General features: G+C 43.9%; 19 protein-coding genes. 11 read left to right on the top strand and 8 right to left on the bottom strand.

Translation table 11 applies throughout. The features are described 5' to 3' along the window. Window position 1 precedes the first annotated feature (1 nt). Window positions 2–889, top strand: coding sequence for a mechanosensitive ion channel family protein (locus tag AC3CH3_RS07960; protein ID WP_010440875.1), 888 nt, complete (start codon window positions 2–4; stop codon window positions 887–889). Window positions 890–1032: 143 nt separating this feature from the next. Here AC3CH3_RS07960 and AC3CH3_RS07955 read toward each other — a convergent pair whose 3' ends face one another. The 3 genes from AC3CH3_RS07955 to AC3CH3_RS07945 form a co-directional block, all read right to left on the bottom strand. Continuing rightward, window positions 1033–2652 carry a methyl-accepting chemotaxis protein gene (locus AC3CH3_RS07955; protein ID WP_488536901.1) on the bottom strand — a complete coding sequence of 540 codons (1620 nt, stop codon included), beginning with the start codon at window positions 2650–2652 and terminating at the stop codon, window positions 1033–1035. Window positions 2653–2881: 229 nt separating this feature from the next. After that, complete coding sequence (locus AC3CH3_RS07950; protein WP_488536900.1) at window positions 2882–4909, bottom strand: sensor histidine kinase; 2028 nt, start codon at window positions 4907–4909, stop codon at window positions 2882–2884. After that, window positions 4899–6362, bottom strand: a complete 1464-nt coding sequence (locus AC3CH3_RS07945) for a sigma-54-dependent transcriptional regulator (protein ID WP_488536899.1) — start codon at window positions 6360–6362, stop codon at window positions 4899–4901. Before AC3CH3_RS07945 ends, AC3CH3_RS07950 begins: the two co-directional genes overlap by 11 nt. Before the next feature lie 303 nt (window positions 6363–6665). Here AC3CH3_RS07945 and AC3CH3_RS07940 point away from each other — a divergent pair, with 303 nt between their 5' ends. The 6 genes from AC3CH3_RS07940 (at window position 6666) to AC3CH3_RS07915 (ending at window position 11977) form a co-directional block, all read left to right on the top strand. Beyond that, complete coding sequence (locus AC3CH3_RS07940) at window positions 6666–7472, top strand: ABC transporter substrate-binding protein (RefSeq protein WP_019820638.1); 807 nt, start codon at window positions 6666–6668, stop codon at window positions 7470–7472. A 212-nt stretch (window positions 7473–7684) separates the two neighbouring features. Next, window positions 7685–8383 (top strand): ABC transporter permease, encoded by a 699-nt coding sequence (locus AC3CH3_RS07935; protein WP_009846742.1) that lies wholly within the window; start codon window positions 7685–7687, stop codon window positions 8381–8383. A gap of 10 nt (window positions 8384–8393) precedes the next feature. Beyond that, window positions 8394–9113, top strand: a complete 720-nt coding sequence (locus AC3CH3_RS07930; protein ID WP_102478347.1) for an energy-coupling factor ABC transporter ATP-binding protein — start codon at window positions 8394–8396, stop codon at window positions 9111–9113. Next, window positions 9091–9675 (top strand): molybdenum cofactor guanylyltransferase MobA, encoded by a 585-nt coding sequence (mobA, locus tag AC3CH3_RS07925; RefSeq protein ID WP_488536898.1) that lies wholly within the window; start codon window positions 9091–9093, stop codon window positions 9673–9675. The genes AC3CH3_RS07930 and mobA overlap by 23 nt, the downstream gene beginning before the upstream one ends. Beyond that, the gene (locus AC3CH3_RS07920; protein WP_488536897.1) at window positions 9675–11492 is read left to right on the top strand and encodes a bifunctional molybdopterin-guanine dinucleotide biosynthesis adaptor protein MobB/molybdopterin molybdotransferase MoeA; all 1818 of its coding nucleotides are present in this window, start codon (window positions 9675–9677) and stop codon (window positions 11490–11492) included. Before mobA ends, AC3CH3_RS07920 begins: the two co-directional genes overlap by 1 nt. 218 nt (window positions 11493–11710) lie before the next feature. Beyond that, window positions 11711–11977, top strand: a complete 267-nt coding sequence (locus AC3CH3_RS07915) for a DUF2960 family protein (protein WP_017063882.1) — start codon at window positions 11711–11713, stop codon at window positions 11975–11977. 166 nt (window positions 11978–12143) lie between these two features. Here the strand turns inward: AC3CH3_RS07915 and nagK are convergent, their stop codons facing one another. Beyond that, complete coding sequence (gene nagK / locus AC3CH3_RS07910; protein WP_019820649.1) at window positions 12144–13052, bottom strand: N-acetylglucosamine kinase; 909 nt, start codon at window positions 13050–13052, stop codon at window positions 12144–12146. Window positions 13053–13215: 163 nt separating this feature from the next. Next, on the bottom strand, window positions 13216–13962 hold the full coding sequence (locus tag AC3CH3_RS07905; protein ID WP_019820651.1) for a tRNA-uridine aminocarboxypropyltransferase: 747 nt from the start codon (window positions 13960–13962) through the stop codon (window positions 13216–13218). A gap of 68 nt (window positions 13963–14030) precedes the next feature. On the opposite strand from AC3CH3_RS07905, the gene AC3CH3_RS07900 reads away from it, so the two are divergent. Further along, entirely contained in the window at window positions 14031–14834 is an 804-nt protein-coding gene (locus tag AC3CH3_RS07900; RefSeq protein ID WP_488536896.1) for a sterol desaturase family protein, read from the top strand. A gap of 190 nt (window positions 14835–15024) precedes the next feature. Here AC3CH3_RS07900 and AC3CH3_RS07895 read toward each other — a convergent pair whose 3' ends face one another. Further along, entirely contained in the window at window positions 15025–17070 is a 2046-nt protein-coding gene (locus AC3CH3_RS07895) for a methyl-accepting chemotaxis protein (RefSeq protein WP_488538142.1), read from the bottom strand. A 104-nt stretch (window positions 17071–17174) separates the two neighbouring features. Here AC3CH3_RS07895 and AC3CH3_RS07890 point away from each other — a divergent pair, with 104 nt between their 5' ends. Then, a complete protein-coding gene (locus tag AC3CH3_RS07890; protein ID WP_488538141.1) occupies window positions 17175–17660 on the top strand; it encodes a C40 family peptidase in 486 nt (161 codons plus the stop codon). A gap of 87 nt (window positions 17661–17747) precedes the next feature. On the opposite strand, the gene AC3CH3_RS07885 is transcribed toward AC3CH3_RS07890, so the two are convergent. After that, complete coding sequence (locus AC3CH3_RS07885; protein ID WP_010440912.1) at window positions 17748–18092, bottom strand: DUF3802 family protein; 345 nt, start codon at window positions 18090–18092, stop codon at window positions 17748–17750. A gap of 585 nt (window positions 18093–18677) precedes the next feature. On the opposite strand from AC3CH3_RS07885, the gene AC3CH3_RS07880 reads away from it, so the two are divergent. Together AC3CH3_RS07880 and AC3CH3_RS07875 are read left to right on the top strand one after the other, a co-directional pair. Continuing rightward, window positions 18678–19544, top strand: coding sequence for a fructosamine kinase family protein (locus AC3CH3_RS07880; RefSeq protein WP_019823083.1), 867 nt, complete (start codon window positions 18678–18680; stop codon window positions 19542–19544). Between the two features lie 93 nt (window positions 19545–19637). After that, window positions 19638–19841, top strand: a complete 204-nt coding sequence (locus tag AC3CH3_RS07875) for a CPXCG motif-containing cysteine-rich protein (RefSeq protein ID WP_004733789.1) — start codon at window positions 19638–19640, stop codon at window positions 19839–19841. A gap of 185 nt (window positions 19842–20026) precedes the next feature. On the opposite strand, the gene AC3CH3_RS07870 is transcribed toward AC3CH3_RS07875, so the two are convergent. After that, window positions 20027–20635, bottom strand: a complete 609-nt coding sequence (locus tag AC3CH3_RS07870) for a riboflavin synthase (protein WP_029405508.1) — start codon at window positions 20633–20635, stop codon at window positions 20027–20029. Between the last annotated feature and the right edge of the window lie 67 nt (window positions 20636–20702).

Here is a 20702-nt window from a genome sequence, read left to right as displayed (position 1 = left end):
AATGAAGAAGTTATTTGTCCTATTACTTGTTGGCTTAGCGACTACCGTGAGTTTTCCGACCTATGCAACGGAAGAGTTAGCCAACGTAGAGAACATCTCTAAGATTGCAAGCTTGGTACGATGGAGCGGTGTGTTCTTCTCCATGATCGTTATTGCAGCAATGTGGCTGTTGCTTAAGTTCATCAATTCGTTGGTGACCAGCTTTGGTAGCCAGTTTGTGCAATATAGAATGTTGCTACAAAAACTGCAGTCGTTTACTCAGTTCTTTATCTACGTAAGCACGGGTCTTATCGTGTTCATGATGAGTTTTAGAATTAACGACCAAATACTGGCTTTGATTGGGGGTACTCTTGCTGTTTCAGTAGGCTTTGCGCTTAAAGACTTGGCAGCATCATTTATCGCGGGTATCACGGTGATGATCGATAGACCCTTTCAAGTTGGTGATCGCGTCACGTTTGAAGGTAATTACGGCGACATAATTACGATTGGTTTGCGTTCTGTGCGCATGAGAACTTTGAATGATGACATCATCACAATTCCAAACAACAAGTTCTTAAATGAAGTCACTACCAGTGGTAACTATGGTGCGTTGGATATGCAGGTGGTGATTCCGTTTTACGTCGGAATGAATGAAGACATCACTCTAGCCCGTGACTTAATCCAAGAAGCGGCTTCTTCAAGTCGCTATATTCATTTACCTAAGCCGGTAACGGTTTTAGTAAAACAGACGATTACGGATAACTACTTAGCGATACAACTAACTTGTAAAGCTTACGTAGTGGACACCGCATATGAGAAGTTGTTTGAAACCGACATTACTTTGCGTGTAATGAAGGAGTTCAGAAAGCACAATATCAACCCTCCGAAAATTTCAGTGGCTGCGCATTAATCGAAGTCGGTTTAACGCTTGGAGAGTGAATTAACCTTCTCGTTATCGATAAACAAAAACACCTCCTAACTTATCTCAAGTGCGGAGGTGTTTTTTTATGAGGTTTCTATGTGTGGAAAGACTAAGAGTAAGAGTTGTTGGGTTTATACCTTAAAGTATTTCAACTGTTCTGTTAGGTACTCTGTGGTGTTAGCCATTTTCTGACTGTCTTCTGCCAGTGATTGTGATGCTTGTAGAACTTCATTCGCGGCTAAATGAATGCCAGTGACACTTTCACTCATTTCTGTTGCTACCGCACTCTGCTGCTCCGAGGCTGCAGCAATCTGTGCCACCATGTCGTTCGCGTTATGTAATTCAGTAACAATCACATCAAGTTGTTGGCGCGTGTCATTGGAAGCGACGACACTATGATCGACCTTCTCATTACTGCTTTGCATCGCTTTGTAGGTTCGTTCTGCTTGCTGAGTGAGTTTCTCTATTGTGTGTTGGACTTCGTTGGTTGAATTTTGAGTACGACTCGCAAGGTTACGAACTTCATCTGCAACCACTGCAAACCCTCTTCCTTGCTCACCAGCACGTGCCGCTTCAATCGCAGCATTTAGCGCCAATAAGTTGGTTTGTTCGGATACATCACGTATCACACTCACCACTTGGCTTATCTCAGTCACACCGGATTGTAAGTCTCTCACAAGGTCATTCGCTGTCGAAATGTTTTCTGAAACTTGAGATATCGTTTTGGAGGTCACCTGCATGTTTTGGTCGTTTTGATTCGCATGATCCACCACTTTATTGGTGCTCTCTGCTGTGTTTTCGGCATTTACGGCAACATCAGAAATGGTCGCACTCATTTCTGTCATCGCAGTAGACAATAACTCAAGCTGAGCGTGTTGCGAATTGACACTGGTCGCCGCCTCTTCACTCGCTTGAGCAATGTGGCTTGCCATGTTACTGGAAAGATCCGCAGATTGATTGGCGGTACGTAGCGTGCTTTGCAATTTATCGAGCATGGTGTCGATCTGTTGGCTCATATCGCCTAGCTCATCTTTACGCGTCATATTCATACGTACACGAAGATCGCCATCGGCAATCTTATGGGTGTTATCGATAAGCTTGTTAAGCGGCACAAGGATGTTATTGGATATCGCGTAGCCCATTGCAAACAACAGACCAGACAACACAACCGCAACCATCCCTTCTTTAATCGCCAACGCATAGAACGCATCTTGAATATCAGCGACCAATATTCCAGACCCTAGTACCCAGTTCCATTCAGGGAACAGTTGTACGTATGAGATCTTGTCTTTCAACTCTCCATTTGGGCTCTTCCATTGGTAGTCAAGAAAGCCTTTCTGTTGTGCTGTTTGAGAAATGGTGACCATCTCACGCCAGTGATGCTTGCCTGCGCCATCTCTTAAGTTACCCGCATTTTTGCCATTGAGTTCTGGCTTGAGTGGATGACTAATGATGTTGAGTTGTTGGTTTAAGATCCAAAAATAATTGGTGCTGTCATAGCGAAGCGTTTCAATAGCTTGCAGTGCTTGTTTCTTTGCTGTCTCTTCGCCAAGAACATTTCGTTGGTCATAATAGTGTTGAGCTAGGCTGACCGCTGTTTCTACTTGTGCACTGAGTTTATCTTGCCGCTCTTCCATGGAGCTAGCGCGCTGTTGCATTAGATTAAAAGTGGATGCCATTACCAATAGAACAACCGATAAAATGACGATGGAGACGAGTTTTGATTTGATAGATAGGTTACTTAATTTCATAGCTGACTGACTTTATTATTTGTTTTGATTATGTATTTTCGGCCAAGGTATCAAAATTTCGTACAGTTCAGATGATATGCATCAAGATCGAAAGATATACACTGTGTTACATAAGCAAAAAGCGGTGCTCGTCAAATCAGCAGAGGTTGAGATCTCGCTTGCGATAGATTAGTAGTGCGGGATTTTTGTGCTTGGGCTGAAAGCTCAAGTAACAGCCGGTAAAATTAACTTAGAGATTCGACACCAATAATTGAGGTGTAGCTTTTTGTTGGAGGTAGATACTAAAGCGACTTCCCTTGCCTACCTCAGATTCAACTCGGATCTCGCCACCCGTTTGGCTCAAGATACTTTGAGAAACGGACAAGCCTAAACCTGTACCGTCACGTTTGGTGGTGTAGAAAGGTGAAAAGATGCGTTTCAATTGTTCTTCTTTGATACCACACCCTTCATCTTGAACATGAACGATTGCACCATGAGACACGCCATTCTCCACCCAGTCTTCACTTGAGATAGTCAATGTGCCCTGTCCGTCCATCGCATGAATCGCGTTCATTTGTAGGTTAACGAGAATCTGCAGCAATTGGTTTCGGTTTACTTCCACCGAGCTTTTAGCGTTCAGTTGTGATACGTATACGATGCCTTTCTTCTTCGCGCCAGTCTTTACGAGCGTAATACTTTCATCGACAATTGGATTGATATGCTGCCACGTGATTTCGTCTTGTACGCCGCCATGTCGGCTGTATTGAAGTAGGCTTCGGGTAATATTTCGAATTCGGTCAATCTGTTCCATGATAGCGTGGACCTCTTCATCGACACGGCCCACTTCATCACCGAGTTCAAACTTCATCAGTTCAACATTGCCAAGAATTACTGCCGTTGGGTTATTGATCTCATGAGCAATGCCTGCCGTGAGCTCACCGAGCGCTGCTAATTTTTCATTAACCACCAGCTTATCTCGGGCTTGATTGAGAAGCTTGATATGCAGTTCCAGCTCTTCAGTTTTCTCTTTCAAACTCGCGGTACGAGAATGCACTTTGCACTCAAGTTCAGACGCCGCTTGTTGAATCTCTTGATTACGCTCGTGCAGTAGATCTAACATCTTATCGAACTGTTTAGCGAGCAGTGTCAGTTCGTGTTGATCATCCAAACCTAGCGTACCAATTCGCTTGTCTTGCCCCATCTGGACTAGCTTGACGACTTTATGAATGCGTTCAATTGGGTTGAAAAGATCACGTGCGCCACGGTGAACGATCAAACCGGATGCCAACAACAGCAACACAATGGTAATGCTAATTTCGCCAAGGTTGGTCAAGTAGGTTTCTATCAACGGCCAAATCAAATAACCGGTGTAGAGCATACCAATTACATTATTAAACTGGTCATGGATTGGTTGGTAAGCCGTGATATACCAAGCATCGTAAACATACGCTCGATCTAGCCACTCTTTGCCTTCATTCAAGACTTTTGAGTGAACCTCATGAGAAACACGTGTACCAATGGCGCGCCCTACACTGTCTTCACTGCTCAAAGGCACGTTGGTGCTGACGCGAAGATCATCAAGGAAAACCGTGACCGTACCAATATGACGATTGAAACCTTCTCGCTGTGGATAGATAAGGTTGCTGATTTGATCAACAAGTTGAGTGCTGTTGTTCAGTAAGATCCCACCATCCAGAAAACCAATCACATGATCGTGTTCGTCTTTTATTGATACAACGGTTCGGCTTACCAATCCGCGGGTCTCAACTTCTTGCCCATTGAGCATCGGAACTTCTGCTTTTTTAGCGAGGTCACGATCGAGATAATCGAGTTCATTACGGCTTAAGACACTGAAAAACGAAGACTTGTGAGTTAAGTTTAGATATTCGAGCTTCTTCTCCATGATCTCGACACTGCGCCAGCGCAGAAAATCGAGCTCATAGCGAGATTTGTTCTCAGACACCCAGCGAGTTAGCTCTTCGTGTGAAAGATCACTCGCAAGTTTGGTTCGAAAGTTATAAGACTCGGCAAACGCACGAACGTTGTATGCTTGCTGATTTTGGATCAGGTGAATACTGTTATCGGCAACATCCAAACGCTCATCGACATCAATCAGAGCGCCCTGCCACGTGTAATGTATTGACCAATACAGTGTGATAGCCACAAGCGCGCACAAGGTCAAAATTATCGGAGCTGATGTTAGGAATAATAAGCGGTAGCGAACCATGGTTTTGAATCGGAACGCCCACTTTGACCACCAACGACGTCTAATCGGCATATTCAGAGCCTTCTGTGTTCCAATCTTTGTACTTACGCTCTAGCGTTTTACGTGCCACGCCAAGATCTCTCGCAGCTGCCGATTTATTACCATCATGGAAACTAACAAGCTGTTCTATGTGAGATTTTTCCACTTCTTTGAGTGTCCAAGTGTTTGGATAACCCTCGGCAGCGTCTGCATTATTCAAGTTTGGCATTTCTGCACCATGTGACACCGTCACTGAAATGCTAGCAGGAACAGGGTCGCCATTAATCTCGCGCCAATAGTGTGCTGGTGGCTTGTCTAAAAGAATGCATCGTTCGACTAAGTTTTTAAGCTCACGAATATTTCCCGGCCATTCGTATTCGTTCATCGCCAATATATCTTCATGTGCCCAATTTGGAACAGGCATGCCAAGCTCGCTCGATAAAAGACGAGTAAAGTATGGAACAAGTTCAATTAGATCTGACGGGCGCTCTCTCAATGGCACCACATCAATCTTAAGTACATTGAGTCGGTAGAACAGATCACGGCGGAAGTGCCCTTTATCGACCTCTTCTTGAAGATTTCGGTTCGTCGCCGCCACTACTCGTACGTCAACGGAAATTTCCTTCTCGCTACCGACTGGACGAATGGTTCTTTGTTCTAACACACGTAACAACGCAGCTTGCATTGGCAGTGGCATTTCACCTATTTCATCAAGGAACAAGGTGCCACCACTTGCGACTCTGAACAGACCCTCACGGTTTTTCTTCGCACCAGTAAATGCGCCAGAGGTGTGTCCAAACAATTCACTTTCGAGAAGCTCCGGGGCAATCGCACCACAGTTGATTGGTACAAATGGTCCGGTACGTTTGCTGGCTTCATGTACACCACGCGCAACCAACTCTTTACCCGTCCCTGACTCACCTTCTATTAAAACTGATGCTCGAGACGGTGCAAATTGACTGATCAATAGTTTGAGCTGTTTGGTCTTGTCTGAATTGCCGATCAATTCGGTCTTGATATGACGACTAACATCACGCTTTAACGCGTACTGCATTCTTTGGTCGAGTCGCTTATCCATACAACGCAGAACCGCTTGTATCATCTGTTCGAGGTTGAATGGCTTAAGAATAAAATCTGAAGCACCAAGCTTAAGTGCAGATATGGTCATCTCTAGATCAGCATAACCCGTCATGAAAATCACATCGGCGCGTTTGTCATTGTCGTTAAACGCCTCTTCCCACTCAATACCAGAACGACCTGGCAGGTTGATATCAAGGACGATGAGATCAAAATGTTCGCTAGAACGTAGTGTTTCAGCTTCTTCAACCGAACCTGCGCTTGATACCTTGCCAAAGAACTTACCTAGTGCTTTCTTTAAGATAGCCTGCATACCCAATTCATCATCCACGACCAAAACGGAAAACGCCTGATAGTGAGTCAATGTGTTCGGGTTGAGATTGGATGCAGATGAACTAGGTAAAGACATAATGATTAGCCGGTGAGGAAAGTTGGGACAGAGTGTACCAATTAACCCTTTCTCCAACAGGGGCAATGTGCGACATTTTGTCCTAGCTCATGTTTTGATTCATTTTAACGGGGTAAATGGCGCAGTTTTGTGCGAAATAACAGCAATTTAGTGAGATCTGATGCATGATTTATTGGCATTAAGATTGCTTATAAGGTGTAGATTTCTAATTACAACAATTAGCGTCTTATGCACATGCCCTTCTTCGAGCCCTTTAAAACTGAAGGCATGTCATTCATTTATAACAGAATGGACATAATAATAATGAAAGCAATTCCCTTAACTATTGCAGCTCTATCTATCGTCAGTTACACGGCTAGCAGCGCGGAAGACACCACTCATATCAAGTTGGCGACAACCACAAGTACTTATCACTCTGGTCTACTGGACTACTTATTACCTGAGTTCGAAAAGGATTCTGGTATCAAGGTTGATGTTCTAGCCGCAGGTACAGGTAAATCACTTCGCATGGGCGAAAATGGTGACGTTGATTTGGTGATGACTCATGCACCAAAAGCAGAAGCTAATTTCGTGGAAAAAGGTTACGGCGTTTTACCTCGTAAGCTGATGTACAACGACTTCGTCATCGTTGGTCCACAAAATGACCCTGCGAAAATTGAATCTCAAAAAGCAGTGGCAGATGTGTTTAAAGCGATCGCGACTAATAACGTGACGTTTGTATCTCGTGGCGACGATTCAGGTACTCATAAGAAAGAGATGGGTATTTGGTCGCAAACTAAAATGGAACCAAACTTCGGTGGCTACCGCAGTGTTGGTCAAGGTATGGGCCCTACTCTGAACATGGCGTCTGAAATGCAAGGCTACACCATGACAGACCGTGGTACGTGGTTGGCTTACCAAAACAAACTGGATCTTAAAATCCTTTTCCAAGGTGATAAGAACCTCTTCAACCCTTACCAAGTGATTCTCGTTAACCCTGAGCGCTACCCAAGCATTAACTACCAAGCAGCGAAAGTATTCAGTGATTGGTTGGTTAACCCTAAAGGTCAGAAACTGATTAACGACTTTAAACTGCACGGCAAACAACTGTTTGTTGCAAGCGCAGAATAGTATGCTCTAAGTAATAAGTCGTTGGTTGTAAGTAAAGTGTAGCGTTGAAGATGTCGTCAAAACCAACAAACACTACACTTAACTAAATTCAAGTTAATGAGCACGCTTAAAAACAATAGCTGGCCAATACAGGCTCAAATATATTGTGTCAGCTATGATTAACATCAGTCATTACCGATAAAAACCTATTATCGATTCACACGAGATACTTCATGACCCTATGGCAAACAACGATTGATGCAATGAATCTACTGGTGAGTTTTGACCACGAATTGTGGCAGATCGTCGCGGTATCCTTCAGTGTGTCTTTGTCCGCCATCTCATTAGTGATTGTTCCTGCAATCCTTATGGCTTTCTTATTGGCTTATACCGAGTTCCCCGGAAAGTGGGCTCTGCTTTCGGTGATCAATACCCTGCAAGCGATCCCTACTGTGGTTATTGGTTTGTTGATGTACATGATGCTTTCTCGCTCTGGCCCGCTAGGTGATTGGCAATTGCTGTTTACCCAGAAGGCGATGATTTTAGGTCAGATGCTGATCTGTTTCCCTATCCTAGTCGCGATGATGCACGGTGCTCTGCAGGCCAGTGATCGCCGAGCAGTAGAAACAGCGCGTACGCTTGGTGTATCAACGACACGTGTGGCGTGTACCTTGATTTGGGAAACACGTTTTCCTCTATTGGCCGCAACCATTGCAGCCTTCTCTCGTATCGTTACTGAGGTCGGTTGTTCAATGATGGTCGGTGGCAACATTATGGGGATGACAAGAAACATCCCGACAGCTATCGCTATGGAAAGCCACAAAGGCGCATTCGCTCAAGGTGTTGCCCTCGGTATGGTGTTATTAGCATTGGCATTGGCCCTCAACTTTTTCCTTTCCAGTGTGAGAGGAAAAGGCTATTTAAGAACTTAGGAACGCTGTCATGAGTATAAAAATAACAACGCAGCAAATTTCAATGCGCTACAAAGAGCGTGTTTTGTTCCACATTCCCGAATTGTCGATCGGCCCCAACGATGCCATTTATCTCAAAGGAGACAATGGTGTTGGTAAAACGACCCTACTAAAAATCTTGTCTGGATTAATTCAGCCAAGTTCTGGGCGCATTCAGGCCCCAACACAGAGCTGGCAACAAAGATTATTCCCTCGACTCAAATTCAAAGACATCATCTACCTGCATCAAACCCCCTATCTTTTTGATGGCACGGTGTACCAAAATGTCGCTTATGGCATTCGCTTTAACAAAGAGAGCCAAAAAGATAAGCGAGCTCAAATAATTAATGCATTGAGAATGGTAGGTTTAGAAACCCTGGCAGATGAGCACATCTCTGTGTTGTCTGGGGGGGAGCGTCAACGCGTAGCAATGGCTCGAGCTTGGATTCTTAAGCCTTCAATCTTGCTTATGGATGAACCAAGTGCTTCTTTAGACAAAGAATCTATTGAAAGATTGGTGATTATGGCCGAAGATCTTCTTCAGAGAGGCGCGAGTTTAGTCATCACCAGTCACCAAACTAACGCGTTAACCGATTTATGTAAGAAGCAGTGGTGGATTAAAGACAATACTTTGACCGAATCCCCGCTTCTGCAAGTTATTCAGAAAGATAAAGCACAAGAGAATATTTATGCTGCTTCCAACGCAAACTAGTTGGGTTATTTTGGCTGGCGGACAGGCCAGCCGTATGGGCGGAAAAGATAAAGGACTCGTTGAGCTCAACGGTTCTCCGCTTATTCAATATGTTATAAACAAGCTGTCACAACAAGATGTCAGCATCACTATCAATGCCAATCGTAACTTAGACAGTTACCAAGCATTTGCTCCGGTTGTTTCTGATTCTTTCCCTGACTATCCAGGTCCGCTGGGTGGCATTCATGCTGGTCTTAAAAACGCGAGCACAGATTGGGTTGGCTTTGTCCCTTGCGACAGCCCACAAATAAGTGATGACCTTGTTCAACGTTTTTGCTCTGCAGTAAAAGAAGACAGCGACATTCTTGTCGCGCATGATGGCGAATTTAAGCAACCTGTATTCACCCTATTCCACAAACGTGTTCTGCCAAAGTTAGAAGCGTTTTTGGAACGTGGTGATCGTAAAATCATCTTGCTATACAAAGAGTGTGTCACTGAATATGTCGATTTTAGCGACTCACCTAACTGCTTTGTAAACCTCAACACGCCAGAAGAACTCACCCAATTCGGAACGCTTCAATAATGAAAGATTCAAAACAACGCCCTAACCTTCCTTTATTGGGCTTTGCTGCTTATAGCGGTACAGGCAAAACGACCGTACTTGAAGCCTTGCTACCTATATTGACGGATGCGGGTTTAAAAGTGGGTGTTCTTAAACACGCTCACCACGATTTCGATGTCGATAAGCCAGGCAAAGACAGCTACCGCCTACGTAAGGCTGGAGCCAATCAAATGCTGATCGCTTCGCGTAATCGTCACGTGATGATGACAGAAACGCCAGAAGCCGAAGCTGATTTTGATTACCTACTGACACGTTTCGATACCAACACGCTGGACTTGATTCTGGTTGAAGGCTGCAAGAACATCGCCTTCCCAAAAATTGAACTGCACAGAGACGAAGTCGGTAAGCCTTGGTTGTATCCAAACGATGACAACATTATTGCGATTGCTGCAGACAGCCAAGTTGAATCAGACTTGCCACAAATGGCGATCAGCGACTTAGAAGCGATTCGTGATTTCATCATCGAGTATGCTCAGTCATTCGACTCTACTTCGAAAACAAATAAAGTCGCTTCGTGTGCATCTTCAAAAGACAACACTCCAGTTGTTTGTTGTGATTCTTTCTCTCCTGCTGGCCTAACGGTTACTCAAGGCCAACAAAAGATTGTTGATAGCATTGACGCGATCGATTTGGCAGAGAGTGTTGAATTAGTGCAAGGCTATGGCCGAGTATTGGCTGAAGATGTAATTTCACCAATCAACGTTCCTCAGAACACCAACTCCGCAATGGATGGTTACGCAATTCGTAGTGAAGATTTAGATCTTGATAGCTACAACATCGTTGCTGAAGTTATGGCGGGTCACAGCTATGAGCAAACTGTTCAACAAGGTGAAGCGGTTAAGATCATGACGGGTGCCCCAATGCCTCTAGGCGTTGACGTAGTCGTCATGCGTGAACAAGCCGTTCAAGAAGGCGACAAAGTTAGCTTCCCTGATGCTAAAATCTCGGCTGGACAAAATGTCCGTATGGCGGGTGAAGATTTAGAAATCGGCCAACCTGTCTTTACACGTGGCACACGCATCGAAGCACCAGAAATGGGCATGATGGCGTCGCTTGGTTTCGGTACCTGCCCTGTTCTACGTAAAGTAAAAGTAGGTGTGTTCTCGACCGGTGATGAAGTTCAAGCGCCGGGTAGCGAGCAAAAACCAAACTCTATCTATGACTCAAATCGTTTTACTATTATCGGCATGCTTCAAAAGCTTGGCTGTGACATCGTCGATTACGGCATCATTGAAGATGACGAAAAAAAGATGATGGATGTGCTCCACTTTGCGTCGCTTGAAACCGATATGGTTCTGACTTCTGGTGGTGTGTCTGTTGGTGATGCGGATTACATCAAGCTTGCGTTAGATAAGCTGGGTCAAATCAACTTCTGGCGTATCAACATGCGTCCAGGTCGTCCATTGGCTTATGGCAAAATTGAAAACAAACCTTTCTTTGGTTTACCGGGTAACCCTGTTGCTGTAATGGTATCGTTCATTAACTTTGTAGAGCCTGCGATCCGCAAGCTTCAAGGTCAAACCAACTGGACGCCAGTAAAAGCGAATGCCGTTGCAACTGAGCAGCTACGTTCTCGCCAAGGCCGTACTGAGTTCAGCCGTGGCGTGTTCTCGATGAATGAATCAGGCGTGCTTGAAGTGAAAACGACAGGTAAGCAAGGTTCGGGTATTCTGCGTTCAATGAGCGAAGCGAACTGCTTAATCGAGATCTCACCTGCGGTTGATACCGTGAAAGTTGGCGAGACAGTGACGATCATTCCTCTGCAAGGTCGTGTTTAATTAATAGCACTGCCTAGGGTGTGTTGATTACACTAAAGTTGGGACGTCCGAAGCCCCTTACGCGATGGTGTAGTCACAAGGGGCTTTTATATTTCTGAGCAAACCTTAATAAGTAACCCATTAACTAAGTTAATCTTAAGATTTATTACCATTACCTTGAGCGACGTACGGTTTTTATGTAGAGTGCGCCCAAAGTAAAAATTCTATTGGAGAGCACCATGGCTCGTACCATTCTGTACACTTACAAAGACGAAGACAAAGAGTTACTGTTTTCAAAACAAGAACACCGCACTATCCAAGAAGCTGTTGCTGCAGCTGAAGGCATCGATATCTCTGAGTATCTAAAAACTGAGCAACAGCTCGAGTTGATTTCTGATACTAAAGCGGTTCGCAACTACCAAGACAACTACTTCCGCAAGCTTGGCTTTACTAAGCTTACGTTGAAGCAAAAAGACAACCTTGGTGTTGGTAAAAAGAAGAAGTAAGCCCTCTGGCTCTTTTTCCTATCTCTAGCTTTTCGTTTGCAGTCAGATATAAGAGCTAAAGAAAACACTGAACAATAAAAAATGCCGCAATCTCGAAAGAGGTTGCGGCATTTTTATTTGTTCTTTTTAACTATCTAACCCTAGCTAGCTTAACGTTAAGTTACGATTACTTAATGTTAAGGAATGCAGCCCCACGAACGCCGCCTGAATCACCGTGTTTTGCTTTGATGATCTTAGGACACTTCGCTACAGACAGTAGGTACTTAGGTATACGCTTTGGCATTTCTTCGTAGATAAGTTCGAAGTTTGAAAGACCACCACCCAGTGCAACAACATGTGGGTCAAGACCCGTAAACAAGTTCGCAAAACAGATAGCCAATAGCTCCATGAAGCGATCTACGTGCTCAGCCGCTTTTACTTCACCTTCGTTGTACGCTTGGATGATTTCAATCGCTTTCTTCTTCTCACCGAAGTAGTGCTCATAAATCAATTCGAAGCCACGACCTGATAAGTAGCTGTCTAAACAACCTTTTTTACCACAACCACAACCTAATAGCGGTGCGTTGTCGCCAAGGTGGAACCATGCATCAATAGGAAGACGCATATGGCCTAACTCGCCTGCAACGTGGTTACGACCAGAGAAAACTTTGCCTTCATAAACTAAACCGCCACCGAAGCCAGTACCTAGAATTAGGCCCGCAACTGATGGTTCGTCTTTAAGTTCGTCATCCCATGCTTCTGAAAGCGCAAAACAGTTCGCATCATTCTCGATTTTTACACTACGACCAATCAGCGCTTCTAAGTCTTTACGTAGTGGCTTACCTGTTGAAGCCGGTACGTTAACAACCAGCATTGTGCCGTCGTCTGCGTTTTCCATGCCAGGAAGACCAAGGCCGATTTTGCCTTCGCAAGAGAATTCGCTGTCGTATTTTTTAACTAAACCAGCAATCGTATCAAGCAGTAATTGATAATCGTCTGTTGGTGTTGGAACACGTTCTGTTGCTACTCGCTCAAGTTTCTCATTGAATGCACCAAACTCAATTTTTGTGCCGCCAACATCGAAGCCGTAATACATGAAATCTCTCCAATTTTTCCCTAAATTAGGGCAAATAAAATTTTTAAATTAAACAACTAAGGAGCATTATCCATAACACTCCCCCTACAAACCGTGATAGATGACAAACTTATCTCGTGTTCGAATCTGTTTGAACAACAAGTCAGCACAAAGCGGTTAAAGGTTAGAGTGACGTCTCATTTTTAGTGTGCTCTATGAAAGCGTTCAGGCTTGGTTTGGTTGGATCGGACTTATAACGCGTCTTACTTAGCATGTAGCTTTCGCGAAATGTCTCAAACCACAGCTGTAAAGTCTGAGCACCCTGCTCTTCACCTGCCTGTTTCAAAACCAAGCTCGCCACTTCTGCAGTCGAAAGATGTTGTTCGTTGTCTGACTTACGCATCATATATTGGGAAACCGATTCTGGTTCAATCGACAACACGGGTAAATCTTGCAGATACTCTGAACGACGGAAGATACGTCGCGCTTCTCGCCAACTGCCATCAATAAAAATCAGCAGCAACGTCTTGTTCGAATCTCGCATCTCACCAAGGTCTGCAACCACGCGCGATTTGTCATCGGTATAATCTTCAGGAAAGACCACGACTGGCTGATATTTATCGTCTTTCAGCACATCAAGCATCTCTTGATTTGGCTCAGTACGATGCCAAAGGTAGGCATAGCTGTCTTTAACGGTATCAAGGATTAAACGGCCGGTATTACTTGGCTTAAGTATTTCATTGTCCGATAAGATCAACATGGTCGCGACGTTCGTATTTACGTCTGGTTGATGTTCACAGATACAGCTGTCTTGTTTGATTTTGCAGAACTCACATCGAACCACTTTACACCCGCGCGCGTTAAACGGCTTGGTAGAAAGAGACAAACGGTGTTGATATAAACGGTGAAAAGCGTGGATTCTCATGGACAATAACGATAAATCTAGAAAAGTGGCACGATTGTACTTACAGTGTTCCTAGAATGATAGAAGGAATTCCCATGCAAGACCCATCACTGCTTCGCCTTGTTTGTTTTATTGTCGTTTTCGGACTGTGTTCGCTTTGGGAATACCGTTTTCCACGTAAAACACTGACTCAAAGTAAATGGTTTCGGTGGGGAAACAACTTTGCGTTGGTTGCTTTGAATAGCTTTCTATTGGCTACTCTAATTCCTATCGCAGCATTTCAAGCGGCGGTCATCGCACAAGAAAACCAATGGGGTTTGTTCAATACCCTGTCACTTCCGAAAGAACTGACCATTCTGATCTGTGTATTGCTCTTGGATTGCGCCATTTACCTGCAGCACTTGGTGTTTCACCGCGTTTCTTGGTTGTGGAAGCTACATCGAGTTCACCATGCGGACCTAGATATTGATGTCACAACCGGAACGCGCTTTCACCCTATTGAGATGATTCTTTCAATGCTCATCAAGGTGAGTTTGGTGATCGCGCTGGGTGTACCTGTCATTGCGGTCGTGATCTTTGAAATTGTTCTTAATGCGAGTGCGATGTTTAACCATAGCAATGCACGGCTTCCGTTATGGATTGATAAGCGATTGAGAAAAGTGATTGTGACACCAGACATGCACCGTGTTCATCACTCGGTTATCGTGAAAGAAACCCACTCAAACTTTGGCTTCTTTTTATCTGTGTGGGACATCTGGTTTAAGACCTACCGCGCACAACCCAAGCTTGGCCACGATAAGGTGCATATTGGTGTTCCCGAGATTCAAGATGGTAAAGAGCAGCGGTTGGATTTGATGCTGCGACAGCCATTTGCACGACTCCCGACAACGAAAGACTAGATTCGAATTCAGTTGAGTCTCAAGTTTATATTGAGACCAATCTTAGCTTAATCCGAAAACAAAACGCCCTTAGATTCTTGTGAGAATTTAAGGGCGTTTCTGTATCGATAGAATTATAAGAGCAGCTAGTGTTTCAACTCTTGTGCTGTCAGACTTAACTCAGCACACACGTTTACTTCAGTACGTTCGCTTATTTCAGTACGTATTTATGAAGCATAGCTTGTTGGTGCCCTGCTATCTCTCCGACTTGCTCTGAACTCTCGATCATAGATTCAAGTTGCAGCTTAGTATTTTCGCCCTGCTCAGACACGCGAGTGATAGAATGCGTTACATCGACAGTCGCACGTGCTTGTTGTTCGGTTGCCACCATGATTTGCTCAACACGCCCTTTGATTTGGCTTACTGCAAATTCTATTTTCTCGAAGGCTTGTCTTACATCACCACTGGTTTGCAGTGCATTGGCCATCTCGCTTCTCGATTCCGTTACAGAAGCACGTGAGCGATCTGCTGCCGCTACTAGTTCGTTCATCATGCTACGAATATTGGTAGTTTGCTGGGATGTGCCGCTCGCCAATTTACGCACTTCGTCTGCAACTACCGCAAAACCTCGACCTTGTTCACCTGCTCGCGCCGCTTCTATCGCAGCGTTCAGTGCCAATAAGTTGGTGTTTTCAGCGATACCACTGATCATGTCGACCATTTCACGAATCTGTTTAACTCGACCATCCAAGTCAGCCATCGACTCTTCACTCATGCTAAGAGAGTGCTCAAGCGCTTGTAATCGTTGTTGGTTAAGGCCAACCACTTGGCTGCCATTCACTGACTCATCTTCTGCTATTTGAGCATCGTCGTTCGATGCGTTGGAGATACGAGCAATCTCACCAATAGATGCTTCCAGCTCCGTAATGGTGGTGATCATATTCTGAAGTGATTCGTTCTGCTCGTTCAAGCTCGAATTGGTTTGCTCTGCAGCGTCATGGCTTACTTCAGCCGTTTGATAAAGCGTCTCACAGTTGCGCGTTACCAAACGAACCGAGTCCGCGGTTGAATCAACGACGGTATTGAGTTTTGAAGTAATAACTTGCAGCTCTAGCGGCCCAAGCAATTCGCTCTGTTTAGAGAAGTCATGTTCTGCGAGTGAACTCAACTGTTGAGTAATGTTTCTAAGCCCTTTATTCATCCAACGGCGTAACACTAACCATGAAATCACAATGATTACGGCAATCACTAGCCCGCTGATAAACAACACACGATCAATATTGGTGATGGTTTGATTTACAATCAGTTCACTTTCATCAATCAGGTGGGAAGCGGTAGAAGACAGCTGATTCAATGTGCTAATGACGGTATTCGCTAAGTCGATGACTTGCGTTAAGTTCTGCTCTTGCTGCTGAACCAGTTCGAGTTTCAAGAGAATTTGTTTGATTACACCTTCTTCGGTAAAGCCTTCTTTCACCATCTGGTAAGGCGCCGTCAAGCTCGCGAACTCAGCGATGTCTGGGTGCCAATCGGCAAAATCGCTGTAAGCCAAGTTAAGGCCTGCGATTCGGTTTCTCAATTGACGGTATTCATCTTGTGCTTTATCAATGTCAGATTGCATCATCAACATCAAGAAGGTGTTCGCCATAGCAGACGCACTGGATGTAAATCGGTTCGCTGCATCGCTCGCTTCTGGGTTGTCTTCAACCAAGAATGAGCTGATTCGATTCATTTCTGGTCCTATAGATCCAACGCCATAACGGAACTCGCCCATTTTACTGTCGATCAGATTTTGCTTACTTTGAATCTCAATCTGCGCCAGCAGTACCGTGTTGGTCATAGCTTGCAGTTGCGCCATGTCATCGACAAGGATTTGTTGCTGCTCTAAAGAGATCGCATCAGGAAAAGATTGGGAGATAAAAAGAAGTTCCTCTAGCGTGGTATTACTCTCTGTCGCGAGTTGGTCAATTGAGCCTCTTGTGGCATTCAGTGTATCTAAGTCGGTTGATTGGGTACTGTAAGTGAGAAGTTTTACTTGTTCTAATACGCTTTGCGTTAATTCGGCGTTATTTAGAGCAAGGGGTAATGCTTGTTCCGAGAGTGCATCAAAATGTCCCCCGACACGTTCAACGCCCCGAATGCTAACCATTGATAAAAAACTAACAAGTAAAAGAATGGAAATAAATACAGCAGTGACGGTTTGAATGAGCGAGAATGTATAACGTGAGGGTTTTATTGATAAATTTGTGTCGGGCATGTGAAATCCAGTTTGACTACGAAAAGAGATATCCTTAAGTTAGGTCGTATACTAGAAGTCCTTGATGACGTTTTTATTTCAGTTTTTTGTCAGAAGAGTTACATATGAAAATCAGAAAAATGGCTGTAGTTACAATAACTTTAGCAACATTGGCTGCTTGTAGCTCGTCACCTTCGCCTTCTCAGCTTAGTCAAACCGCACAGAAACCCCTATCAAAGTCAGAACAATTGACTACAAACGCTTATATGAGCGTGTATGAACAGTGGAAAGGTGTGCCATACCATTTCGGTGGGACATCATTTCGAGGTATAGATTGCTCTGCTTTTGTACAGATAGCCGTCCAAAATGCGACTCAACAAGCCCTGCCAAGAACCACAATAGACCAGAGTAAAAAGGGAAAAGAAATAGCGTATGGGCAGGCAACGAGTGGCGACTTGGTGTTTTTTAAGACATCGATGACAGTACGACACGTTGGAGTTTACTTAGGAAATAATCAATTCCTACATGCTTCTACATCGAAAGGTGTGATTATATCGAGGCTGGACAACCCTTATTGGGCTTCCAGGTTTTGGCACTTTAGGCGTTTATAGCGATTCAAAAGATTCACCGCTGAACGACATAACATGAAACGTTACGGCTTAAACGCCTTTTACCATTTTAGAGTGATACGCGAATAGCTAGTCGTATTTAGCAACAGCCGTATCAAACAGGTTCTTCACTAACGCGATATATTCATCAAGAAATACAATTTGTTCGTTAGTCGCTTTCTTAGCCCACACACCCGCTAATACTTCACCAAGATCCGCTACTACGGCATCTGCTTCTTTCAAAAGTTGAAAACGAACGCTCGAATGCAACTCTGGGTTTTGCTCGAAAATAGCCATGATGTTCGTTGAAATCATGTCGGTAACAATATCTTCGACACTTTCGTTTCCAGTATCACCATTACTATTGGTAAACACATCAAGGTTGAATGATAGGTGCTCGATTAAAGCCAAATAGCCATCGGTTTCTACAACCACAATAATTCTCCGTTTTAAGCTCTAGAGCAGATTAATACGTACTTGCCTAATACTATGTAAATGAAGCTATTTGTCATCACTTTATTGTCCAAAACCGCATTAAAATGATCCTAGTTAGTATTTCAGCTTAAAATTAAATCGATATAGCTTTATGTGGTATACCTGCCTACTTACGACATAAGTAAATTCACGCCAACAAAGTGTAAGACAAACTTTAAAGCAAAGTATTGCGCCAGTTAACAATAGCCCTTTCAACTAACTCTAAAAGCTCATTTAATTTAGTCGCTAGACAATAACAAGCTCAAATCACTTTTCCAGTTTGTTGCGTTCAAAACCGTTTCGATTGTGAGACCAGTTCCAAACTATTTCATCACGTCAGGTTTTCAATTTATGTTTGTATTTCAAAGAGCTTGAATCAGTTCGACTTCACAATTCGGCCAATTGATTCTGCGTAAGATGAAGAAGAGCCAAGAACATTGACCAGTGCGTCTATAAATTGTTCAGATTTATCCTAAACTATTGCTATTAAACAAACAGTATTTCTAACCTTCAATCTTTTTAACTTTCAGTCTTTGAGGATTTCCTATGTGGCAGGCCATTTCTCAACAACTTTCAGATACTCTTCTATTTAACTTTCAGATTACTGAACGTACCAAGGTTTCTGGTGGCGACATTAACGATTGCTATATGATCAGCGATGGTAATGAACGTTACTTTGTGAAAGTGAATCAGCGAGAATTTTTACCTAAGTTTGAAATTGAAGCTGAGAACTTACGCTTGTTAAGAGAAACCTCCACTGTTTACGTTCCTGAGTTGGTGCTTATTGGCAAAACCAAAGAGTGCTCGTTCATTATTCTGAATTACTTGCCGACCAAACCGCTCGAGACGGGCAACAATAGCTTCGATTTCGGCGTTCAGCTTGCGCAGCTTCATCAATGGGGCGAGCAAAAAGAGTTTGGTTGCGACCAAGACAACTATATCGGCAGCACACTTCAACCCAACCCTTGGCATAAGAAATGGGGTCGATTTTTCTCAGAGCAACGCATTGGTTTCCAACTGCAACTGCTCAAAGAGAAAGGCATCGAGTTTGGTGATATTGATGACATCGTTGATGTAGTGAATATGCGTCTTGCTGGCCACAACCCTCGCCCTTCTTTGCTTCATGGGGATCTTTGGAATGGCAATGTAGCAAATTCAGCCTTTGGGCCAATCTGTTACGACCCGGCTTGTTACTGGGGTGATCATGAATGCGATTTGGCATTAACGGAATTGTTTGAAGGATTTCCAAAAGAGTTTTATGAAGGTTACCAGAGCGTCAATCCACTCGACGTTGGCTATACTGATCGGAAAGACATTTACAACTTGTACCATCTTCTTAACCACTGCAATCAATTTGGCGGCGAATATTTAGCACAAACTGAAGCATGCATTCAGAAGATACAGGCCGTTTAATACCAATCACAGCGAGCTAAGTCGTTCTATAAAGCTACTGCGATCTATACAAGCGACTACGATTGGAACAAGTTACAGTGAGGAGAATTCGCGATGCATAAATACACAGAGAAACATGTCTCCTGCCCCCACTGTGGGCATGCCATCAGCATAACGCTTGATGCTTCTAATGGGAGCCAAGATTTTTATGACGATTGCCCAGCATGTTGCAATGCCATTCACCTCGACATGCAGGTAGATGAAGTAAGAGACAGGATTAATCTCTCGATTGATGCAGACGACGAACAAGTCTTCTAACACCTACTCTCTTGTCGAGTTGGCTCTACACCTCGATTTAAAGCTACCCTCGATTCTGAGGCTAGCCTAGAAAAACGCAGATACATACAAATAGAAAAAGAGCACTCAATGTGCTCTTTTTTAATGTCTTCGAGGTTTACTTAGTCAGCGCTTTTTAAGCAAGTGCTGCTGATAAACCGCAACTACTATTTTTGGTTTGCTAGTACGCGTTCAACAGTATCAACAATCGCTTGTGTTTGAGGATCAAACTCAATGTTTACTTGGTCGCCTACTTCACGGCCGCCAAACAGAGTACGATTCAGCGTTTCTGGGATCAGGTGAACAGAGAAACGGTTCTCTTCCACTTCACCAATCGTCAATGAACAACCATCAACGCCGATGTAGCCCTTACTCAACACATATTTCATTGATTCTTGAGGCAGCTCAAACCAAAGCGTGCGGTTATTTTCTGTCTTAATCACATCAACGAGATTAGCCATCAAAGTAATGTGGCCAGACATGCTATGCCCGCCAATTTCGTCACCAAACTTTGCTGCACGCTCAACATTCACTTTGTCACCAACATTCAGCTGACCTAAGTTCGTCAATCGCAATGTCGCTTGCATTAAATCAAAAGCAATCTGGTTGCTAGAAATTTCCGTTACCGTTAAGCAACAACCGTTATGAGCTACTGAAGCGCCAATTGCTAACCCCTCAACCATTTCGTCACTTAACTCAATGGTATGAGTTTGAAACAACTCTTTTTTGTTTATAGCAACCAGTGTTGCCATGCCTTGAACGATACCTGTAAACATAAGATTCCTATTTAGCATTCTAGTAACAGTTTTTCATAGCAGTTATTGTGACATTTCTTTATGATTC

This window comes from Vibrio sp. QJM3NY_35, assembly GCF_057785915.1.
This window is presented reverse-complemented; position numbering and strand designations above follow the sequence as displayed.